Origin of the sequence: Pseudoalteromonas sp. SIMBA_162 (assembly GCF_046535955.1) — a bacterium.
GTDB lineage: Bacteria > Pseudomonadota > Gammaproteobacteria > Enterobacterales > Alteromonadaceae > Pseudoalteromonas > Pseudoalteromonas marina.
Genome location: NZ_JAWJBQ010000005.1, coordinates 13,582 through 34,309 on the forward strand (window position 1 = coordinate 13,582; position 20,728 = coordinate 34,309).

At 37.7% G+C, this 20,728-nt stretch carries 16 protein-coding genes; 5 read left to right on the plus strand and 11 right to left on the minus strand.

The genetic code is table 11. The features are described from left to right. Positions 1 to 23 precede the first annotated feature (23 nt). A complete protein-coding gene (locus tag R0J88_RS04970; RefSeq protein ID WP_410899278.1) occupies positions 24 to 1,466 on the plus strand; it encodes a sugar porter family MFS transporter in 1,443 nt (480 codons plus the stop codon). Positions 1,467 to 1,632: 166 nt separating this feature from the next. On the opposite strand, the gene R0J88_RS04975 is transcribed toward R0J88_RS04970, so the two are convergent. Then, positions 1,633 to 2,673, minus strand: coding sequence for a LacI family DNA-binding transcriptional regulator (locus R0J88_RS04975; RefSeq protein ID WP_410899279.1), 1,041 nt, complete (start codon positions 2,671 to 2,673; stop codon positions 1,633 to 1,635). A gap of 470 nt (positions 2,674 to 3,143) precedes the next feature. Between R0J88_RS04975 and xylB the strand changes: the two genes are divergently transcribed. After that, complete coding sequence (xylB, locus tag R0J88_RS04980; protein ID WP_410899372.1) at positions 3,144 to 4,601, plus strand: xylulokinase; 1,458 nt, start codon at positions 3,144 to 3,146, stop codon at positions 4,599 to 4,601. A 30-nt stretch (positions 4,602 to 4,631) separates the two neighbouring features. Continuing rightward, a complete protein-coding gene (xylA, locus tag R0J88_RS04985) occupies positions 4,632 to 5,951 on the plus strand; it encodes a xylose isomerase (RefSeq protein WP_410899280.1) in 1,320 nt (439 codons plus the stop codon). Between the two features lie 474 nt (positions 5,952 to 6,425). Here the strand turns inward: xylA and R0J88_RS04990 are convergent, their stop codons facing one another. Together R0J88_RS04990 and R0J88_RS04995 are read right to left on the minus strand one after the other, a co-directional pair. Next, positions 6,426 to 7,238, minus strand: coding sequence for a ThuA domain-containing protein (locus R0J88_RS04990; protein WP_410899281.1), 813 nt, complete (start codon positions 7,236 to 7,238; stop codon positions 6,426 to 6,428). A 150-nt stretch (positions 7,239 to 7,388) separates the two neighbouring features. After that, positions 7,389 to 9,404, minus strand: coding sequence for a response regulator (locus R0J88_RS04995; protein ID WP_410899283.1), 2,016 nt, complete (start codon positions 9,402 to 9,404; stop codon positions 7,389 to 7,391). Between the two features lie 176 nt (positions 9,405 to 9,580). Between R0J88_RS04995 and R0J88_RS05000 the strand changes: the two genes are divergently transcribed. Continuing rightward, a complete protein-coding gene (locus tag R0J88_RS05000; protein WP_305472841.1) occupies positions 9,581 to 10,453 on the plus strand; it encodes a uridine diphosphate-N-acetylglucosamine-binding protein YvcK in 873 nt (290 codons plus the stop codon). On the opposite strand, the gene R0J88_RS05005 is transcribed toward R0J88_RS05000, so the two are convergent. Further along, the gene (locus tag R0J88_RS05005; protein WP_010556352.1) at positions 10,450 to 10,782 is read right to left on the minus strand and encodes an Hpt domain-containing protein; all 333 of its coding nucleotides are present in this window, start codon (positions 10,780 to 10,782) and stop codon (positions 10,450 to 10,452) included. The genes R0J88_RS05000 and R0J88_RS05005 overlap by 4 nt on opposite strands. Positions 10,783 to 10,803: 21 nt before the next feature. On the opposite strand from R0J88_RS05005, the gene R0J88_RS05010 reads away from it, so the two are divergent. Then, the gene (locus R0J88_RS05010; protein WP_410899284.1) at positions 10,804 to 11,820 is read left to right on the plus strand and encodes a glycosyltransferase family 4 protein; all 1,017 of its coding nucleotides are present in this window, start codon (positions 10,804 to 10,806) and stop codon (positions 11,818 to 11,820) included. Positions 11,821 to 11,822: 2 nt separating this feature from the next. Here R0J88_RS05010 and R0J88_RS05015 read toward each other — a convergent pair whose 3' ends face one another. The 7 genes from R0J88_RS05015 to R0J88_RS05045 all read right to left on the minus strand — a co-directional run bounded on the left by R0J88_RS05015 (position 11,823) and on the right by R0J88_RS05045 (position 20,725). Continuing rightward, entirely contained in the window at positions 11,823 to 13,226 is a 1,404-nt protein-coding gene (locus tag R0J88_RS05015) for a sigma-54-dependent transcriptional regulator (RefSeq protein ID WP_305472839.1), read from the minus strand. Positions 13,227 to 13,315: 89 nt separating this feature from the next. Next, entirely contained in the window at positions 13,316 to 14,776 is a 1,461-nt protein-coding gene (locus tag R0J88_RS05020; RefSeq protein WP_410899373.1) for a SpoIIE family protein phosphatase, read from the minus strand. Between the two features lie 7 nt (positions 14,777 to 14,783). Then, on the minus strand, positions 14,784 to 15,488 hold the full coding sequence (locus R0J88_RS05025; RefSeq protein WP_058428779.1) for an AAA family ATPase: 705 nt from the start codon (positions 15,486 to 15,488) through the stop codon (positions 14,784 to 14,786). Then, on the minus strand, positions 15,485 to 17,566 hold the full coding sequence (locus tag R0J88_RS05030) for an SLBB domain-containing protein (protein WP_410899285.1): 2,082 nt from the start codon (positions 17,564 to 17,566) through the stop codon (positions 15,485 to 15,487). The genes R0J88_RS05025 and R0J88_RS05030 overlap by 4 nt, the downstream gene beginning before the upstream one ends. 3 nt (positions 17,567 to 17,569) lie before the next feature. Further along, positions 17,570 to 18,424: an OmpA family protein gene (locus R0J88_RS05035; RefSeq protein ID WP_410899286.1), complete on the minus strand. Its 855-nt coding sequence runs from the start codon at positions 18,422 to 18,424 to the stop codon at positions 17,570 to 17,572. Between the two features lie 18 nt (positions 18,425 to 18,442). Then, positions 18,443 to 18,751: an STAS domain-containing protein gene (locus R0J88_RS05040; RefSeq protein ID WP_006792900.1), complete on the minus strand. Its 309-nt coding sequence runs from the start codon at positions 18,749 to 18,751 to the stop codon at positions 18,443 to 18,445. A gap of 168 nt (positions 18,752 to 18,919) precedes the next feature. Then, positions 18,920 to 20,725, minus strand: a complete 1,806-nt coding sequence (locus R0J88_RS05045; protein WP_410899287.1) for a sugar transferase — start codon at positions 20,723 to 20,725, stop codon at positions 18,920 to 18,922. Positions 20,726 to 20,728: the final 3 nt, after the last annotated feature.

The following is a 20,728-nucleotide window of genomic DNA, read 5'->3' on the forward strand; positions in this document are numbered from 1 at the left end:
AATAAAAATTTAGGAAATATAAAATGGAAAATACAGCAACAGATCCCACACTCAGTGGTGCATCTATTAAATTAGCAAATAATGAAAATGAGAATTTGCTACGTATATTTTTTATTGCGTGCGTAGCTGCGATTGGTGGTTTTTTATTTGGCTTTGATAGCGGTGTAATTAATGGCACAGTTGATGGGCTTATAGGTGCTTTTAACTCAGACAATGTAGTAACAGGATTTAATGTAGCAAGTATGCTTTTAGGCTGTGCTATTGGTGCATTAATAGCAGGTAAAAGTGCCGACCATTTTGGTCGTAAAAAGGTATTACTTGCGACCGCTGTTCTTTTTATTATCAGTGCATGGGGTTCAGGCATTGCAGGGGCGTCGGGAGAGTTTATAATTTATCGCTTAATTGGTGGGTTAGCAGTAGGTGCAGCCTCTATAATAACACCTGCTTATATAAGCGAAATTGCCCCAGCACGTTTACGTGGCACGCTTACTTCTATTCAGCAAATTGCTATTATTCTAGGACTATTTTTCTCTTTTTTAAGTAACTATTCATTAGTACAAATATCTGGTAACTCCACCGACGTACTTTGGTTTGGCTTTGATACGTGGCGATGGATGTTTTGGATAGAGCTAGTTCCTGCAACTATGTTCTTAGTCACTTTACTTTTTATTCCAGAAAGCCCGCGTTTTTTAGCAATGAAAAACAAACAACAAGCAGGCTTGAAAACTTTATCACAGTTATTTGGTGCTAAAAACGCCAAGTCAATGTGGGAAGAAATTAGGCAGTCATTAGGTAACAGCGAAAGAACAAAAATAACTAACTTATTTCAGACAGGTACTTTTAGCCTAAAACCTGTAGTTTATATTTCAATTGGGCTTGCCATACTACAGCAACTAGTCGGTATTAATGTGGTGTTTTATTACGGAGCAGTACTCTGGCAAGCAGTTGGCTTTTCAGAATCAGATGCGCTTTTTATCAATATTATTAGTGGCGTAATCAGCTTGGTAGCCTGTTTCATTACCTTATCGCTTATAGATAAAATAGGCAGAAAGCCATTTTTACTAATTGGATCAATAGGCATGACCTTCTCACTTGTCGGTTTAGTCCTTGCATTTTCTAACGGCACTATAGACCCTCAAGGACAATTACAACTTGGCGACTGGGGCTTTACCGCACTTGTACAGGCCAACTTATATGTATTCTTTTTTAATCTTTCATGGGGTCCAGTAATGTGGGTAATGCTCGGCGAGATATTTCCAAATAACATAAGGGGATTAGGCTTAGGGGTTGCAGGACTTGCTCAATGGCTCGCTAACTTTTTAGTCACCATGACCTTTCCGATACTGCTAGCTGGCGGAGGGCTTGCACTTGCGTATTCGCTCTATGCTTTTTTTGCTTTTATATCAGTACTTTTTGTTATTTATTTAGTAACTGAAACCAAAGGAACGAAACTAGAAAACGTATAATTTTACCGTCATGAATTATTTAACTTAGAACTACAACCCTTTGCGTCTATTCTGTTAATTGATTAGACGCATTGCCTTCTTTTTGATTGAACCTCATAAAAAAGTATTAACACTAACTTTAAGCAAATTTTCTAAATCGTCTACATAATACTAAATAATCGCTTATTTAGTTGTTTTTATTGGCTGAGCTTGATTCTCTTTCTATTAGTTCAAAATCTAAAATATGCCTTAAGTCTACGCTTTTTACATTGCTTAAATCGTTATACTGACCCGATGCAAGTAAAGTAATCGCAAGCTCAGCCATTTCATTAATGGGCTGTTTTACCGTAGAAATATTTGGCCACACTATGGTTGCAAGTTGCGTGTCATCAAAACCAACAACCGACAGTTCGCTTGGAATATTAATGCCTTGTTTTTGAGCTATTGAGATCACGGCGGCTGCCATATCATCGTTTGCAGCAAAAATAGCTGTAGGTTTATCATCAAGCGAAAGTAAATTCATTGCCGCTTCCATACCCGATTGATAGGTAAAACTGCCCTGCTCTATATACTCAGGTGGCGTTATTATTTTATTAGAGCGCAATGCATCTAAATAGCCCTGGTAACGTAAACGGCTTACACCTTGTTTAGTGTCACCAATAATATGTGCAATTTTGCTATGCCCTTGATTTATTAAATGCTCTGTAACATCAAACGCCGCTTGGTAATCGTCCATGCATATATAAGGGGAGCGATTTAATTTTGTATCTGGCGTTATTCTTACAAATGGAACATTTGCTTTAGTTAGTACATCTAAAACCTGTTCGTTGTCACACATTGGAGGCAGTAAAATCATGCCATCAACCTGTGTAACATCAATAAGTTGCTTTACCGATTCAATTGTTTTGTCAATATCGGTATGCGCTTCGTCAACAACAAGGTGATAGCCCAATGCGCGGCATTTTTTAAGTGCTGCCAATAAAAACTGGCTTATGTAAGAGTCACTTGGATTATCGTACAGCAGTCCTAGAAAGAATGACTTAGTACTAGCTAGGCGCCTAGCTGACACATTAGGTCTGTAGTTTAATTGCTCGACAATCGTCATTACTTTTTCGCGGGTTTTGTCGCTTACTTTTTTGTCTTGGTTGAGCACGCGCGAAACCGTCATCATTGATACGCCCGCCTTTTCGGCTACATCTTGTATTCTTGCTCTTTTAAGGTCGGCCATTTCTTATTACCTACTCACAATCAATCGGTTATTATAATTAACTTTAATTTTTTATTATACATAATGGCGAAGTCTAATATTGTTTGCATTGTGTTTTAAATAATTACTATTAATACAGAATCAAAATAATAATATCAGATGTTAGCGACAACAAAGTCAGTAAAAATACAACAAATACCTTTTCATTAACACACTTAAAAATAAACCCGAACAGCATATTACATTTAATTTTGAATAAATTAATGGCCTTTTGCTCTAGCCCTTGAAAATATAATGAATTTAGATTGTCTTTCGCCAATAATTTAAAATTTATTCCCTTAATTTATTTTTTGACTTCTGAAATTCATCACTAACTATGTAACAAACTTAAATGTTAATTATAAAGCATACTTTAAAAACTAGCTTGACTTAACAATATTAAATCAATTATGTTAGCGCTAACACTAAAGCAACATTTAAGTACATCAATTATGTATCTTGGTATAGATTTAGGCACTTCAGGTGTAAAAGTAATTATTTTAGACGAGCAAGATCAATTGCTTGCTCAAGCAAGTCGATCTTTAAGCGTTTCACGCCCTGCACCACTTTTTTCTGAGCAAAACCCTACAGATTGGTGGCTTGCAACATGTAGTGCAATTGAGGAGCTTAAAAATACTCACTCTGCATTACTAAAATCAGTAAAGGCAGTAGGCCTTTCTGGGCAAATGCATGGCGCTACGCTGCTTGATAAAAACAATAATATTATTCGCCCCGCCATTTTATGGAACGACGGGCGCAGCGCAGCGCAATGTGTAGAGCTTGAGAAACGCGAACCAAATTCTCGTAATATTACCGGCAACATAGCAATGCCTGGTTTTACTGCACCTAAATTGGTGTGGTTAAAAGAGTTTGAGCCAGAAAACTTTGCAAAAGTAGCCAAAGTATTATTACCAAAAGACTACCTACGCTTTTTAATGACCGGTGATTTTGCATCAGATATGTCTGACTCTGCAGGCACATTATGGCTAGACGTAGAAAAAAGAGCATGGTCTCAAAAAATGCTTAGTGCTTGCGACTTAACAGCGCAACACATGCCTACCCTATATGAAGGCACACAGATTACAGGCAAATTAACAGCCCAAGTTGCTGAAGAATGGGGAATGGAGCAAGTCCCCGTTGTTGCAGGGGGTGGCGATAATGCCGCAGGCGCTGCCGGTGTTGGCGTAGTAAAACCTAAACAAGCATTTTTATCGTTAGGCACGTCGGGCGTTTACTTTGTTGCCAACGAAAAATACCTCCCTAACCCTGAAGGTGCTGTACATACTTTTTGTCATTGTATTGAAAACACCTGGCACCAAATGTCAGTGGTATTAAGCGCAGCAAGCTGTTTAACCTGGGTTACTCAATTAACCGGTTTTGAAAACGAAGGCGCACTTCTTGAACAAGTGAGTAAATGCGACTTTAGCAAACCAAGTTCAGTGATATTTTTACCCTATTTAACTGGCGAACGTACACCGCATAATAACCCCGATGCCAAAGGCGTGTTTTTTGGTTTAGACAGTGATACCGATGCAGCTGCCCTTGGACGTGCAGTACTGGAGGGCGTTGCTTTTGCCTTTGCCGATGGCCAACAAGTACTGCTTGATGCCGGCGCACAAATTGACGATGTAACCGTTATTGGTGGTGGCGCTAAAAGCCCACTGTGGGGAAAAATCATCGCAAGCGTACTTAACCGCCCCCTAATTTACCGAGAAGGCTCAGAAGTTGGTCCCGCATTTGGCGCAGCAAGACTTGCCCGAATAGCAGTAACACAACTCTCTGCACAACAAGTGTGTGTTAACGGCAAAGTAACGCAAACCATTGAGCCAGACCCAATCATGCAAGACTTTTACGCACAGCAATACACCGCATACAAAGCACTTTACCAGAGTCTAAAAAAACACTTTTAATACACGATTATAAAATTAATGGAGCACATCATGAATGAGCAATTTTTTAAAAACGTAGAAAAAATTAAATTTGAGGGTGAAAACTCTAAAAACCCATTTGCATTTCGTTACTACGACGAAAATAAAGTCGTTCTTGGTAAAACAATGAAAGAGCACCTTCGTTTTGCAGCGTGTTACTGGCATAACTTTTGTTCTACAGGGTTTGATATTTTTGGTGAAGGTACATTCGACCGTCCTTGGATCCAACCTGTCGGCAACCAATTAGAACTTGCGGAACAAAAAGTAAAAGTAGCTTTTGAGTTTTTCGAAAAGCTAGGCGTTCCTTACTTTTGTTTTCATGATGTTGATATTGCCCCTGAAGGTAAAACACTTCAAGAAAGTCACGATAACGTAACGCACATAGCAAACATTATCGAAAAAGAAATGCAGCGTACAGGTGTAAAATTACTTTGGGGTACTGCTAACTTATTCTCAAACAAACGTTTTTGTGCAGGGGGTGCAACAAACCCTAATCCTAATACGTATGCATATGCAGCAGCGCAAGTTAAACATGCAATGGAAATTACACATCGTTTAGGCGGTGAAAACTACGTACTTTGGGGCGGCCGTGAAGGTTACGATACACTACTAAATACAGACCTTGCACAAGAAAGCGAACAGTACGCACGCTTTTTAAAAATGGTGGTAGAGCATAAGAAAAAAATTGGCTTTAAAGGCACATTATTAATTGAGCCAAAACCACAAGAGCCAACTAAACACCAGTACGATTACGATACAGCAACAGTGGCAGGCTTTTTACATAAGCATGGCTTACAAAACGAAATTAAAGTAAACATTGAAGCGAACCACGCAACACTTGCGGGTCATAGCTTTCATCACGAAATTGCGGTTGCTTGTGCAGAAGGCATTATGGGTAGTATTGATGCTAACCGTGGCGATATGCAAAACGGATGGGATACAGACCAATTCCCTAACGATGTAGCCGAGTGCACACTTATCGTTTATGAAATCTTAAAGAACGGTGGTTTTACAACAGGTGGCTTTAACTTTGATACTAAGCTTCGTCGTCAATCATGTGAACGCGATGACTTATTCATTGGTCACATTGGCGGTATGGATACAATGGCTAAAGCATTACTCAATGCAGCAGCAATGATTGAAGGTGGCGAGCTGTCTGACTTTGTTGAAAAACGTTACGCTGGCTGGAAAGAAGAGCTAGGTCAAAGCATTCTAAATGGTGAGCAATCACTTGAGAGCCTTTCAGCCTTAGTACATGGACAAAATATAAACCCAGAGCAGGTATCAGGACGCCAAGAACTGCTTGAGAATATTGTTAACCGTTACCTATAATGACATAGCCTCGGTTTTAAAACCGAGGCAAACTTTATTAAGAACCAATCACACAGATCAGAAATGTTCACAATAGTTATTGAGACGGGCGTTTTTCAGCCTCAAAAAACCCTAACCTGTTGATAAAAATTAAATTTTGGTTGTTCATATAATCTAAAAAATTACGTTATTATAAATGCACAATTACAAAATCACCAAAATACACACAGTAACGTTGAGGTTTTTTGCTATAGATTACTTTAGATTTTAACAAGGAGCTTTGGTTATAAAATACTGAAAATAGCCCATGAACAGATATGTACGTTATCAGGCGGCAGCAAAGCATTGAGTGAGAGCATAAATCATCGTTTAATGTTTATAAGCTAATAAATAAAAACCGCATAGACATTTAACTTCACCAAACTAAAGCAATAATCAAACTGCTGTAAGGATAAACAGCCAAAGAAGCTCATCAAACTTTCAAACGTGAGATAATTACTTCTTATTTAAGCCTTTCCCAGTTGCAGCCCAGTATATGCCACCAAAAATATGTTCGGTCAAAAACTCACTGTTATAAACCGCGCTTGTATGCCCAAGAGCCGTATAAAATGAGCGGCCACCGTCATAGTTTTGGTACCACGAAATTGGATGAAACGCCCCCATACCTTTACCTATTTTATTATTGCCCCAGTCAACATGTGGATTATAACTTTGCTCATCTACCGTTAGTAAATAGTTTAATTTACTCAGCTCTGGACCAAATTCGTACCATTCGTCAGTCCATAACATTTGCTGTGGCATATGATTTAAACCAATAAAGCTAGTATTAGCCACTTTACTTAAAACTGCAGTTTGAATAACTGGGTGAATACTAAAAGAGCGCCCTACTAACCTTTGATACCACGGCCAATCGTACTCAGTATCAGACGCACTATGAACTCCAACAAACCCCTTTCCAGATTTTATAAATCGCTCAAATGCTTTTTGCTCTTGAGTGTTTAAAATATCTCCCGTGGTTAGTAAAAAGATCACGACATCAACATTAGCTAAATATTTGTCATTAAAATAATGACTTTCTTCGTGCCAAACTAAATTAAAATGATGTTTGTTAGCTAAACCTTCAATTGCTTTAACGGCGTTAGTTTTAGACTTATGATGCCACCCTTCGTTTTTGGTGAATAAAAGGACATTAAATTGTTTTTTAGGCAACGTTTCAAATCCTACCCCATAGCTTTTGGTTGTAGTTAAGATGAGTATAACTGGTATAACAAGGGCTGAAATAAAAACTCTGAAAAAGGCAAAAAACATAATATTCCTTATAAATTTATTAGCAAACAGCAAGTTAATAATTAAATAGTGGGTTGGGCTAAAGCTAAAAATACAAATCATCTTAAACTATAAAATTTAACTTATCCTAAGTTCTATTTTTTATAGTGTCTACACATCAATTACGTTATTTCAACGTGGAAAGACCCCTTTTAAAGCAGCTTCGAGTTCTTGAAATTTAATTGGTTTAGTAAGCACCTTATTCATTCCCACCTTAAAACAGGATGCTTTATTATCTTTTTCTGCATTAGCGGTTAATGCGTAAATTGGTACATCGCTGACTAATTCATCTCTTATATATTCTGCTGCTGTTAAACCATCCATTTCAGGCATCATGATATCCATTAATACTAAATCAAACTTTTTACGCGAAAATAAGTCAATCGCTTCACGCCCATGATTAGCAAGCGTAACTTTATGATTTAGCTTTTCTAAATACGCCTTAATAAGGACTTGATTTGTTTTGTTATCCTCAGCGACTAAAATAACCAGTGCCGATTGTGTATAAATTACATTATCAACAATATCGCTTGTGTGGGCCTCTTCAAATGGAATAGAAATAGTAAACGTACTACCTAAGCCAAGCTGGGTATCTACTGTTATTTCTCCTCCCATTATGCCCAATAAATTTTTTGAAATACTTAACCCTAAGCCAACCCCTTCACTTTTGCGGTTTATACTGTCATTCACTTGGCTAAATGGCTTAAAAATTAAATCTAAATGCTTTTTAGCTATACCAATACCCGAGTCTTTCACTTCAAAAACGAGCTGCTCATTTTGTAAAACTACATTTAAATTTATTTGACCATGTGTTGTGTACTTAAACGCGTTACTCATTATGTTAAATAATACTTGTCCTAATCGGTACTGATCTCCAACAACGTATTGTGGGATGCTTTCGTCAATGTGCGTTGTAAAAAGAATATCATCTGACTTTTCAATAATATTAAACTGCCCTACTATATTTTCAGTTAGTAGCTTTATATCAAATGGTTTTTTTAGACATGAAACCGTGCCTGATTCGATTTTTGAAAAATCGAGCACATCAGTTATCAGACCGTATAAGATCTCAGTGCTAGAGTTAGCATAATTAACAAGTTGCTGTTGCTCGGGGCTAAGCTCTGTATCAAGTAGTAACTCAATCATACCCATAACGGCATGAATAGGTGTTCTAATTTCATGAGACATCACACTCAAAAATTTAGATTTTGTTTGGCTTGCTTCTTCTGCCCTTAAGGTTTGTGCCTGAAGTTCAAACTCGCGCTGTTTAGAAATATTAATATTTTTTGCAAGCCCCATGTAACCCAAAAAGTGTCCTAACTTATTATAAAGAGGTTTACCGCTTAATATGACCCAAAAATTTTTATCGGCTTCAATCTCAAATTCAAAATTATGAAAATCGTTACGGTCATCAATTAGCTGGTTAAATTGCTGCCATTTTTCTGTATTTTGCTTTTCATTATCTGTAATGATGTGTTCAATTTTATGACCAATAAAAAGCTGATCGTACACATTCCCTATAGTTTCAATATTATTAATACTTTCAAATACCATTAGCGGGTTTAATCGCCAAAACCACTCTGACCCATACTCTTTAAATAGGCTAGAGAGTGTCGTAAATTTATGTATAAGCGATAAAGCTTTGTTCGTTTGTTTAGCTAACTTAATTTGACTTATTGACGTAAAAAACGCCTGCTGCAACAATATTTTTATTGTGTCTGAATTAACAAGTTGTTCGCACTGCTGTGCATCTACATTTGTAAAAATAAATATGCCTTTATCAAATTGTGTGTTCACACTAAACAATAAAGAATTTTTTAGTTTTAATGTTTGAATTGAATATAAAATCGAAAATTCAAGCTCTTCAATTTGTTGAGGGTATTGGCATATAACATAACCGTGCTCAGCTGTTTGTGTAAACAAAGAACACTCAGACCACATTTTATTACTAAACTGGTCATTAGTGGTCGCTATTGTCTCGTAATACCTATATTTGTACCTATTGATGATTATACAGTCAGTATATTTAAGCCTTGACTCAAATACCGATCTCAACAGATTCAACAAATCAGCGCCGTACTCACAATTAGCTAAATCTATTAAATGTTTTTGTAATTCAGATACACACAGATGTTCTGTTTTATTCACACTCATTTTCCTCATCAATATGCATCGCGTTTTGCAAAAGAGAAATTTTAAACGGGCTTTGCTCAATTAAATATAGATTAAAAAACAATATAAATCATCATGTTAATTGCTATAAAACTTTTGGAATAATAAATGCAGCTTACATTTGAAATAAATAAAAATACAAAGGCTCAAAAATGAAAATAGTGTGTATTGGTGGCGGACACGGATTAGCTCAGGTTTTAAGCGCAATTAAGCCAATGAGTAGTAATATAACCGCTATTGTCGCAACCACAGACAATGGTGGTAGCACAGGTAAAATTAGAGCTTCACAAGAAACCATTGCGCTTGGAGATATACGCCGTTGCTGTTTGCAGCTTGCAGGTAAAAAATCTACGTTCAACGCAATTTATGAACATAGATTTACACAAGGGCAACTTGCTGATCATTGTTTAGGTAATTTAACACTACTTGGTTTAATGGAGCTGACCGGATCTGCAACCAAAGCCATTGCGCATTTTAATATTATGCTTGGCAATACAGAAACCGTTTTACCCATGACAGAAGTACCCACTGACCTTGTTGCTGAATTAAATAACAATGAAAAAATAATGGGCGAATGTGAAATTGATTCACTGACTTCTTTACCTAAAAGTGTATCACTATCAAAAAATGTTCCTGCAGGTCCGGGCTGTGTAAACGCCATTTTAGAAGCCGACTTAATTATTATTGGCCCAGGCAGCATTATCACAAGTATTTTACCCGCATTTTTAGTTAATGATATAGCAGCAGCTATTCAAAAAACATCGGCGTGTCGTATTTTTATTGAAAACTCAATAGAAGAAAAAAGCGTAATGAAAAACACCCAAATCGCTGGTGTGGATTGGCTTGCAGAGCAACTAGGATTTAAGTTGTACGACTTGAGCATTCCGCCTTCTGCAATTGAAGAAATATTACAGGGCAGCAAAAACATCATTAAGAACAGAGCTCATTTGCATGACACAGATGAGCTAAACAATGTGTTTTCTGGATTACTAAAAATGCCCATTCAATTGAGTAATCATTTTTAAATATTTTGGATAATGGATTCTAGCTGTTTAAACGTCTCTGCGCTTTGCTCATCAGCTATTTTTAACAAACTGTTGAGCTCCTCAGCGCTATGCTCAATTTTTACAATGGACTCGATTGAATTACACGTGTCTCCAAGACCCGAAGCGCCAAAACTGTACGCGCTGCTTTTAAGACTATGCGCGCTAATTTCAATTTCACTGAGGTTTTGTGTATTGATCAAAATATCAATTGTTTTTTTAGATTCGTTTATAAACGTTTTTAGCAGCTCTACTGCTAACTCGTTGCCTACATCACTTTTGAGCTGTTCAATTGTTGAGTAATTAATCATATATATCTTTTGGGGTCAGTTATGGATTACAACGTTGTTTTATTTGTCGACTCTTCGATGCTCGGTGGTATAGAAACACACCTCGTTGAACTGTCAAAGCTTCTTACTCAAAACCGCATTAGTAATAACATTATGTTTTATGAGGATCATAAAAATCAAGCATTTTATGCTCTGCTTAATAAAGAAAATATAAGGTATGAATTTTTAAAAGGAAACTTAAGCAGCTTACTTAAAAAGTTAAAAACGTTTGACTCAAAAACGGTTGTTCACACCCACGGCTACAAAGCAGGAATATTTGGCCGTTTAGCATGTATAGTAACAAAGCATCGCTGCATTAGTACCTATCATGCTGGCGAAGCGGGTACCGGTAAGTTAAAAATTTACAATAAGCTAGATAAATTACTTTCTCCATTATCGACCAATTTTGCCGTATCAGAGCAAATAAAAGCATCATTAAAAAACGCCACTTTGCTCGAAAACTTCATCGCAATAAACTCTTCTAGCATTCACTTTAATCGGTGTGATAATAAAACCTTAAATATTGGTTTTGTGGGGCGACTATCTTTTGAAAAAGGACCAGATATATTTTGTAGATTAGCTGAAAACATGCAGCAAGATTTAGACATTAAGTTTCATATTTTTGGAGATGGCCCACTAAAAGGTGAGGTACCGAACTTACACAATCTGCAGTATCATGGCCTTGTTGAACGTAATGATATATGGAGCAAAATTGATGTGTTGCTCATTTGCTCTAGGGAAGAAGGACTTCCCATGGCATTGCTTGAGGCTATTTCTGAGCAAAAGTTTATAATTAGCAGTGCTGTTGGTGCCATTCCTAGCATTATCAAACACGATGAAACAGGTTTTTTAATGTTGGAGGCAAATGCACAGCACTGCCAATATCAGGTCGAAAAGCTGCTTTTACTTCCTGAAGAACAGACTAAAAACATTATCAATAACGCGTATAAAATCCTTGAGGAGCGATTTTCGGGAAAACAACAATTTTTGATCTTGCAAAAAGCTTACACAGGTACATAAAGTTACTCGAGCTCTTCCCAGCTTTTAATTTTTCTGTAAAGTGTCGATGGGCTTACATCGAGCAGTGATGCGGCTTTAGGCACATTCGAAACACATATTTTTATAACGTGCTCAATGTATTCTTTTTCTGCAAGCCATAGGGGTTTAACTTCGCTTTGTGATGTTGCCATATCAAAGGCGGGGGTTTCAGTACTTACTGGCTGCTCAGTAATAATTGGCGTGTGTTGCGCCTGCGTTTTTGTACTGACCGGTAATGCGGGGATCATATCCGTATCAATATATTGTTCAGGATGAAGTACCAATACATTACGGATCACATTTTCGAGCTGCCTTACATTGCCTGGCCAACTGTACTGCATAAGCAACTGTTTTACGCCTTCTGAAATACTTTTATAAGGATGATTTTCTTCTAAAGCTAATTTTACAAATAAGGCTTCGGCAATTTCAATAATATCTGTTCCGCGCGCTCTTAGAGGTGGCAGCTCGATAGGAATAACATGGAGTCGGTAATATAAATCTTCTCTAAAACGGCCGTTTTCAACTTCAATAAGCGGGTCTTTATTAGTTGCACAAACAAATCTAACATCAACTTTTACTTCTTTTTCACTACCCACTTGCTGGTAGCTCCCTGTTTGAATAAATCGCAGAAGTTTACTTTGCAAATTTATGTCCATCTCACACAATTCATCTAAAAACAGCGTCCCGCCGTTAGCCTGCCCTGCAGCACCGACTCTATTAGCAATGGCGCCAGTAAACGCCCCTTTTAAATGCCCAAAAATTTCACTTTCAATTAAATCCTTTGGTATTGCTGCACAATTTAAGGCGACAAAGGGCTTATTCGCTCTATTAGACGCTTGATGCACAGCCCGTGCGCACAACTCTTTACCCGTGCCACTTTCACCTGTTATAAAAACAGTGGCCTTACTGGCAGACGCCGAACTTATAATTTGATAAACAGACTGCATTTGCTTTGAGCTGCCAATCAAATCAAAGTATTTTCCGTTTTCGTATTTATTTTTATATTGTGTAACGGTTTGCTTTAAATTTTTAATTTTAAGCGCGTTGTTAACCGTTATTCTGAAGCGGTCTGCTTCTATTGGCTTTTCTAAAAAGTCACTTGCACCTAGCTTTATTGCCTGAATAGCCATTTCTTTTGTTGCATGACCAGTTAATACAACCACTTGAGGCGAGTTATCGGGTTCTAATGTCGCTAAAATATCAAGCCCATTCATATCAGGCAGCATAACATCAAGTACAATTAAATCGGGGTGAACCTTATTTATTATATCCATGGCCGTTTGGCCATCACTTGCCACAAGTGTATTAACACCCGTTGGTAATAAGTAGGATTGGTACATCATTGCTAAAGACTGCGTATCTTCAACGATTAGAACTGTAGGTGGCATAAAGTCGTCTCAGTTGGCAAGTTGCCATGAATTCAAACAGATAGAATATATGCCTTTAATATAGCTATAAAGTGTCAAGTAATGCAAACTCAGTTAATTATAATTAATGAGGCGTCGTCAATTTCTTTAGAAAGGGTAACTTGTGAGTTTTTCCACAAGCAATGTGCAAACTCTTCAGACGTTTTACAATCTTGAGGAATAATTTTAGTTAGTTCACCTATCTCATCTTTATCGGTGAAACGATTTTCAGTCCAGCCATCGGTGTACAACAAAATATGTTCAACATCGTCAAGCCCTGCTTCGTATAGTGTGTAGTTATGCTCTTTTGACAGGCCCAACAGTGGTCCTGTGCCTGTTAATTGGTGTACTTTGCCATTATTGAGTATTACAACTGGCGGCGGGTGCCCGGCATTTAACCAAAATAATTTATTGTCTTCAATAAAACAAATAACAAGCGTGACTAAACTAGACTTACAAAGTTGCTGCTTATACAAAGCGTTATTAAGCGCCGCTAACATATTTTGATAAGGCAAACCGGTGGCCAAAAAACCACTTATGAACCCTTTAATTGCAAAACTTTCTTTAAGCGCTTGCAAACCATGCCCCATCATATCGCCAAGCACAAATGCACTGCACTCATCGTTAATGGGCATAAAAAAGTCACCACCGTTTCCCAAGCTAATAGACCCAAAAAGGTGCGCGCTTTTATCATTTTGTAAATGAATTTTAGACGGTGTAGATTCAAATGTTGTTTGATACGATAAGTAAGCAAAACGGTGTGTTACTCGTTCAATGCTTTGCAGCAATTTATTTTTTTTAACTGGCTTAATTAAATAGTCATCTACACCTAACCGATTAATTTTACTTATTACTTCTTCGCTATCGTCACCTGTTAGCATAACAACCGATAACTGTGACTTTAAATTTGACTGGTTGAGCTTTTCTAAAAGTGGCTCACACGTTCCATTTTTTAGCTTGTGGTCAAGCAGCAATATTCGTGCATCGGCAGTTAAAATTGCTTGCCAGCCGGCTTCAATACTTTCGCAAGGAACAACTTGAAAGTGATCTTTTAAATAGGCGCTCATAAGTGCGAGCTGGGTAACATCATCGTCAACGTATATAACGGTGGGTCGTTTATCTATGTGCTCTAGTGGGAAAGTAAAATAGTTTTTACCTTTATCTGATACGTACTCTGCCTCTTTGAAGTAGTGGCGAATTAGTTCAACTCCCATACCACCTTCAACCAGAGTACCTGAGCCTAGATTCCACTGAGAGTTATTTTTTTCAAATAAATTGTAAGGCGTAAGCTCATCAATAAATGTGAGTGTATAACCATCGTTATCCGCTTGGCTTATGCGCAAAAAAATATGCTGTTCTGATCCCTCGTTGTGCCTTATCAAATTAGTTAAATATTCAGTTGCAACTAAACCCGCAGCATCTACTTCATCTTTTTTTACGTTAAGTGCTCTTAAAACATGTTTAAGAACCAATCTGATCTCGCTAAGCGTTGGCCAAAGCAATTCAAAACGTCTTTCAAATAAAATATCCATATTGCCCTTAGTGGTGCTCAAACAACCACCTTTGTTTATTAATTTTCGACTTAAGGTTGTTACATAATTTAGGCCATTTGTTTTTATGCTTATTTAAAACACTAATAATACGTTCCCCCAGCGGAGCAAAGTTATGTTGGCTTATTAGTAATTTAATATTGCTATGACCAGCTTGCTTTAGCTCTTTTATACCTTTGCATAATGACTCCTCGTCATTTACACCAAGTGCCACGGCTACAAAGGTTAATTCACTGCACAAACTTAGTGAATGAAGCGGTACATTGTTTCTGTTTAGTTTTAATGCCGGCGACATATCTATTAAAATATAGTCATACTCTTGTTTTAAGCGAGCAATCGCGTCATTTAATACATGCTTGTTTTTAGCAGGCTCAATAGCCGCTAAATGCTTAATTGTAAGCAAATTTACCTCTTGGTAATTTGTAACACCTAATTGGCACGAAATATCATCAAAGCGCCACGGGCTGCACGTATCGGGTAACTTATCGTCTGAGTTAAATGTATTAATTGGGTTTAAATCAATGATAAGCACCGACTTATTTTGGCTTTGTAAGCGTTTTGCAACGCTCACACATGCGGTAGATGCCCCCTCAGCCCCACATAAAGATATAAATGTAACGCATCGCGCATCGTTATCAATCATGGTATTACATATCACTTCTAACTCATGATATTGACTTGGTATTAATTTCATAAGCCCACCACTAACGCAAGTATGGTAATTACATCCAGGAAATTTTCTTTAAACTGGCTTAGTAAATCTTGCCCTTTATCAGGAACATATAAGGTATCCCCTGCTCTTAGGACTGGAATATTTGCTGAGTTTGGCGATTTAATAAAGGCTTCTAAATCAAACACTCTTGATTGCTCTTTACAACAAGAATGATTAACCACAACTATTTTATCAATGAGTGCAGAGTTTGAAGGGCCGCCGGCCTCAGCTAATACATCTAAAATGCTCATTGTGTCGTCAAAGTTATATCTACCGGGCTTTTGCACCGCCCCCATAATGCGTACTACGCGTTCTTTAGGTGTGCGTAGCCAGTCTTTATTTTTTTCTGGAACAAAAATAGTGTCTCCTGGTAATACATCAGGAAATAATGTTTCGTCACCGGTTTCAAAGTACATCGCTAAATCTAACTTACTCACTTTAGCTCTATTACCGTTTCTGTGAGTTACTCTAATATTACGAATATCTGCAGTCCCTGTTGGGCCATCAGCAGCCGCTAAAATATCGATAAAATGCATGTTTTCGTTGAACGAATAGCGACCAGGTGAACCAACCTGCCCCATAATATAAATAGACTTACTTGACTCTTGGCGTATCCACTGCGACTTATTATCAGCAGGGTCAACTGGGAGTTCCTCTACAATGACAGTGTCTCCGGCCACTAGGTTTGGCAATGGTGTTTCACCGTCTGTTATGGTGTATTTTTCAAGGTCGAAACGCTGGGTTACATCACCGTTTCTAAGTATTTTTATATCGTTGATATTAGCGCCTTTGGTAGGTCCGCCTGCGTGTGCTAATAAATCGGTAAAGTCCATTTCATTACTCCACTCATACCTGCCCGGAGAAGTAATGGCACCAATTATTTTAATGGCGCGTTTGGTCGGAATTTTAAGCCAGCTTTTTTCATTGACGTCTGTTTTTTCTGGAACAAAAATAACATCGCCCGGGTTTAAGTCGGGCACTTTTGTGGTTACCATGCCTTCACTGTAGCCTTGTAAATCAAATAAAATGCTTTCCCCTTCTGGTGTTAATATTTTTATATGGCGGGTTTCAGCAAATCGAGTTGGGCCACCAGCATTCGCTAAAATATCCAAAAAGTTGGTACTGTCTGCCGCTTCATAAGCACCTGGTTTTTGAACCTCACCCATAATATAAACGGTACGAGAAGTCGTGTTTACATCATCAACCATAATAGGCACATATACTGTCGAACCCGGCTGCAATAACTGCATAGTGCTACCTGATGGTTTATCTAAATACGCTTTTAAATCAAAAATAACCGGCGATTTATCTACAATCACCCTAATTTTAGTAACATCTGCATAACGCGTAACCCCTTCAGCGCGCATAAGCGCATCTAAAATAGTCATTTCTTCTTTGTATGAAAAACTTCCCGGGTTATGTACTTCGCCTAAAATAGTGACCGCATTACCGTCGTTGGCATCTCCAGTTGCACTGAGTGTTTGGGCATCAAAGTCTATTTGTACATTACCCAGTAACGGTGAAACGGGCACAAATACGGTATCTTGGCTTTTAAGCGCAGGTAATAAGCTAATATTGCCAGAATCTAGATACGCTTTGTAATCAAACTCAATAATTTCTTCGCCACGTCTTATTTGCAATCTATCTAACTGAGCACCTGGCCTTAAACCGTCTGCTTTCGAAATCACCATTTGGATATTACCATCTGCAGGAATACTCACTTGCGATGGCGTATTAACGTACCCCATAACATTAATAAAAATATCTCTGCTACGTATCTCTACATAAAAGTCATCCATTGCTACAAATAAGCCACCTAACACTGGAGTAAGCTCTAGCTCAACTTGTGATATAGTTTTGTTAGCTACAACAAATTGCCCAACCTCGGGCAAATTAATTTGCCCTTTATTGTCAACTTCAAAGGTTTTATCAAAATCGACTTCTCCAGGAATATACAAAAATAATTTATTGCCTACCTGCACCGTATCGTCATCAGCGTTAGTAGCTGAGAAAGCATGAAACGAAAAAAGTAATAATGCGATTGTTAATAAATATCTCATAACTTACTCCTGCTTACTTTTAATAATTTTGGTCCAACTCACTAACGATTTAGCTTTATTGTCCTGTAAATTATTGGTGTTAGCGTCAAGTACTATGGCCTCTACACGGCGGTCTGAATGACGCACTGAGTCGGTTTGTGGCTCATCGCTGTAAGGTTTTAAGCTGCCCTGAGTAAGCGTTGTAATACTTTGCACTGGCACACCATAAACCACTAACCAATGCTTAACCGTTTCAGCGCGTTTTAAAGCAAGTTCATAGTTGCTGGCCATTTCTCCCATCGAGTCGGTATGACCGACTAGCAATATAGAAATACTTTCAAGCTCTTTTACTAAATCAGCTGCTTGTGCAAGCCTGACTGCGTATTTAGGTGTGATCTCAAACGCCTTGAACGCAAATTGATTATCACTATTGAGTAAATCGGTAATTTGCTTTTTAACGCTAAATAAAGCAGGTTTATCTTCTTTAACCACCGCACATTGAGTTAACTGCTGTACAGTATCAAAATGCTGCGTTAACTGGTTAAGCCCATGATAATGAATAAGTAAGTCGTGTTCTGCATCTTCCCACATTTGAGCTGCAATAAGTCTGCGAATACGGTTTTCGTATATTTGTGCTTTTAACAATTGTGCAGGCATACAGGCTTTAATGTCTTGAGACTTTAACAGCTCAAGCTTTAGCACTAAATGCTCAAATTCACTACGAACCACCTCTTCGGGCTGTGTATAATTTAAATCTTTTTGCTCATCATCTAACGGGTAGCTTTGGTACTTTTCTGCCCAACCTCCTTGTCCTTCATCAGGCCAAGAAGCACACCCACTTAAAAATAAAGTAATGATAATAAAAATGTGTGCTTTCATATCCCTCTCCTTAAACTGTTAGATTGAATCAATAAATGGAATTGTTTTATCTACTCTTAACAAGTTCATTAACTTGAAAGGCTGACCCGTCACATTAAGTAAAGAAAGTTGATGGTTTTTCTTTTCAATTCGTTTGTATAAAAATACAATTGCGCCAATACCAGACGAATCTATAAACTCTGTTTTTGAAAAGTCTAAAATAATAAAATTAGTGTCTGTTCCCACCAACCCTTCAAATTCATCTTTAAATCCGTCAACGGTAAAGCCTGAAAAATCAGCAGGAAGCGAAATTACGGTTTGTTCTTGTGAATTGGCTAAATTAGTCATGGTAGTTACCTATTAATGAGTAAAGTTCTCTATTACTAATACAAGAAACGAACCAACTTTAAGCTACTGATAATTAATAGGTTTTAATGAAGGGTACATAGTTGAAAGGGAAGTTAGAGCATAATGCAATTAAGACTGAAACATCCTATTGCATTATGCAATGCATGATTACTGGCCTTTACCAGTAAAAATAACAACAAGGGTTTTAAATAGTATGGTCAATTCCATGTAACACCAGCTGCGAGGTGATGACGTACTTAGCATATAGGCATAATCCCAGCCTATTTTGTTTCTTGCATCATCAATGCTTTCATCGTAACCATTCATTACTTGTGCAAGCCCTGAAATGCCGGGTTTTATGCCATAAGTGCGTTGTGAAAAATAAGGAATATCTTTTTCTAGTTTTGAATAAAATACGGGGCGTTCTGGGCGCGGCCCAATCAGTGACATATCCCCTACTAACACATTCCACAGCTGCGGTAATTCATCTAGCCGTGTTTTACGAATAAACCTACCCACTGGCGTTATTCTAGGATCGTCCTTTGATGCCCATACTGCACCGCTTTTTACTTCAGCATCGACAACCATAGATCGAAATTTAAGCACATTAAACAGTGCAACAAAACTGTCGCTGCTCTCACCCACTCTTAGCTGATTAAATAACACCGGCCCGCGTGAAGTTAGTTTTATTGTTAGTGCAACCAATAACATAACAGGCGACAACACAATTAAACCTAAAGCGGAACCAATTATATCAATACCGCGTTTAACACACTTAATGGTACCGTTTTGTTGGCTCTTGCCTGTATGCACCCGCTGCCAGTGGCTTTTGTAATCGCCTTTTTCATATTTAATAATGCCCCATAACGCTAAAAAATAGGCATTAAGAATATAGTTAACCTTATCTACAACGGGTATTTTCGTCGTGATATTAAAAACCTTTTTAGTCAGTTCAATACCATGAAGTAACACAATAGCCCCACAGCCTAACTTTGCCAGCATAACATTTGAAAACAGCGCCATTGAAAAAACCAAAACATAAATTAAAGCCAGCAACAACGGCATAATACCCCGTAGTACTTTGTGCGAAATAAAGTTAAAACTCACCCAGCCCAACTTAGGGTTAAAAAGCGTTAACAGCACCTTTATTTGCTGCCAATTACCCGCGCCTAACCTTACGCGTCTTGCATAGTCGTGACTTTGTTCATCACACTCTCTTTCAACAATATTAATGTTTTTATCTACAATTGCTTTACCGCCATTTTTTAATGCGTTCATTGATAAAATAAAGTCATCGTTAATGGCACTTTCATCCAGCAAATCTGTGTACTGTGAACGAATAGCAAACATCGCACCTGGCACACCAATTACCGCCCCTAAAGATGACTCCATACTTTTAACGTTGTTTTGATATTGCCAGTAGTGCTTTTGCTCTTGTGTGGCTTGCTCGTCTAAAACATACACCCCGGTAATAACATTAATTTTTTTATCTTTAAAATCAGCATCAATATTAGTCAGTACATCAATACTTAATAACGCGCTTACATCAGTAAACAATAAAACATCGTAATTCGTTTTGGTTAGCTTAATTAATTCGTTAATACCATGTGCTTTGCCACAATTATGCTTATTAAAGTGCAAATGGCACTCAACGTGTTGTGTTGCTAAATGAGCCTGGGCAAGCATCGCCTCTTCGTATGTTTTGTCTGTACAACCATCAAGGTATACATGAATCGCATACATATCTGTGCTGTAAAGCATGGCGCCCAAATTATGTAACTTTTCTTTAATGTGATCTTGCTCATTGTAGGCACAAATCAAAATACCAAAATGGGTGGTTGCTTTGGTATTCTTTGCACTAATTAATCGCTTACGCTTACCATGACTAAATAACTTTAAAAGTGCTACATAGCCCACGTGGTGGTATATAACTAACGCAATTAACACCGCTAATATTATTAATAAATAAGTCATTAT

Coding starts and splice junctions, on each gene's coding strand:
- R0J88_RS04970 (WP_410899278.1), top strand. CDS start 24: ATGGAAAATACAGCAACAGATCCCACACTCAGTGGTGCATCTATTAAA.
- R0J88_RS04975 (WP_410899279.1), bottom strand. CDS start 2,673: ATGGCCGACCTTAAAAGAGCAAGAATACAAGATGTAGCCGAAAAGGCG.
- xylB (WP_410899372.1), top strand. CDS start 3,144: ATGTATCTTGGTATAGATTTAGGCACTTCAGGTGTAAAAGTAATTATT.
- xylA (WP_410899280.1), top strand. CDS start 4,632: ATGAATGAGCAATTTTTTAAAAACGTAGAAAAAATTAAATTTGAGGGT.
- R0J88_RS04990 (WP_410899281.1), bottom strand. CDS start 7,238: ATGTTTTTTGCCTTTTTCAGAGTTTTTATTTCAGCCCTTGTTATACCA.
- R0J88_RS05000 (WP_305472841.1), top strand. CDS start 9,581: ATGAAAATAGTGTGTATTGGTGGCGGACACGGATTAGCTCAGGTTTTA.
- R0J88_RS05005 (WP_010556352.1), bottom strand. CDS start 10,782: ATGATTAATTACTCAACAATTGAACAGCTCAAAAGTGATGTAGGCAAC.
- R0J88_RS05010 (WP_410899284.1), top strand. CDS start 10,804: ATGGATTACAACGTTGTTTTATTTGTCGACTCTTCGATGCTCGGTGGT.
- R0J88_RS05015 (WP_305472839.1), bottom strand. CDS start 13,226: ATGCCACCTACAGTTCTAATCGTTGAAGATACGCAGTCTTTAGCAATG.
- R0J88_RS05020 (WP_410899373.1), bottom strand. CDS start 14,776: ATGGATATTTTATTTGAAAGACGTTTTGAATTGCTTTGGCCAACGCTT.
- R0J88_RS05025 (WP_058428779.1), bottom strand. CDS start 15,488: ATGAAATTAATACCAAGTCAATATCATGAGTTAGAAGTGATATGTAAT.
- R0J88_RS05030 (WP_410899285.1), bottom strand. CDS start 17,566: ATGAGATATTTATTAACAATCGCATTATTACTTTTTTCGTTTCATGCT.
- R0J88_RS05035 (WP_410899286.1), bottom strand. CDS start 18,424: ATGAAAGCACACATTTTTATTATCATTACTTTATTTTTAAGTGGGTGT.
- R0J88_RS05040 (WP_006792900.1), bottom strand. CDS start 18,751: ATGACTAATTTAGCCAATTCACAAGAACAAACCGTAATTTCGCTTCCT.
- R0J88_RS05045 (WP_410899287.1), bottom strand. CDS start 20,725: ATGACTTATTTATTAATAATATTAGCGGTGTTAATTGCGTTAGTTATA.